The organism is Priestia sp. P5_B4 (assembly GCF_056400385.1).
In genome coordinates this window covers 1-1,172 of sequence record NZ_JBFULJ010001060.1, presented here as the reverse complement: position 1 = coordinate 1,172, position 1,172 = coordinate 1, and the positions used below count along the sequence as shown (strand labels likewise).

The 1,172-nt window shown below is 38.7% G+C and carries 1 protein-coding gene and 1 pseudogene; both read left to right on the top strand.

Annotated elements, in window-relative coordinates:
- Positions 1-2 precede the first annotated feature (2 nt).
- Positions 3-569: a GNAT family N-acetyltransferase gene (locus tag AC1DRF_RS28770; RefSeq protein ID WP_477742408.1), complete on the top strand. Its 567-nt coding sequence runs from the start codon at positions 3-5 to the stop codon at positions 567-569.
- Positions 570-901: 332 nt separating this feature from the next.
- Positions 902-1,172: pseudogene (locus tag AC1DRF_RS28765) on the top strand (anti-anti-sigma factor); the annotation flags it as partial.

Genomic DNA, 1,172 nt, shown 5'->3' with positions numbered 1-1,172 from the left:
TGATAAAACTAATAGGAGAAAAAGTGTCGTTAAGAGAAGCGACACAGGAAGACGTTAATGAACTTTATTACTGGAAGTACGAAGAAAAAAACCAAGAAGCAAAAAAGTGGAACGCTCCGTACATACCAGAACGAAGACTCACGAAAGAAAAGTATATAAACTCATGGAAAAAAGAATATGAGCTTTTTCCGTCAGTTCCTCGAATACTTGCGATTATTATTAATGAAAAAACGGTGGGGACCGTGAGCTGCTATTGGGTGGACAAGCATACAAACTGGCTGGAAACCGGAATTGTCATTTACGACCCAGACTATTGGAGCGGAGGATACGGAACGGAAGCTTACCGCATGTGGATTGATTTTTTATTTGAATCTACACATTTACATAGACTCGGTATGTCCACATGGTCAGGCAATATCRGAATGATCAAAACAGCGGCAAAAATAGGTATGAAAGAAGAAGCAAGAGTCAGAGAAGCACGTATCGTAAACGGTGAATATGTTGTTGATAGCATCAAAATGGGAGTGCTGCGAAGGGAATGGAACAAAAAGGTGCAGCAGGAGCTCTAATACCCTGTGTACTATGTTTTCCTGTAAACGTTTGTTTTTTATCCATAATTGAACTAAGCAGTTTAGTTTGATATATCCTAATACGGGGAATAGAGGGGAGATGGGGACGTGTAAGATTTTTATATAATTTAAAACTTCTTCTTTCATGAACGGAAGAAGTTTTTCTTATGTGAAATCATGTCATATGTCAAATCTAGCATGTATAAGATAGAAAAGAGGCAATATAGCCGTACTCTCTCCTACTACAAAAAAGTTAGAAACAAACTGTGTGTATCTTTATGAAAGAATGCACTTATGGCAGAGAGAATGATGGTTGCGATGGAGGTAACTAGATGAACGTTGATGGAGAAAATAAAGTTCCTCATTTTTATTCACTGCGGTCTGTTTCGCAAAAATTATTTGAGGTTATTACCAGACAGCTGAATGTCCGCACAACGTACGTAACTAGAAAAGGAGAAACAGCGATGACGGTCCTCAGCTCATATAACGAGAAGGAAGAAATTATTCCTGAAGGATACAGCGTTGAATACGGAGGTACATACTGCCGCTTAATCATTATGAATGACGGAGACGTTATGCATACGGCAAATCTGATGAAGGATG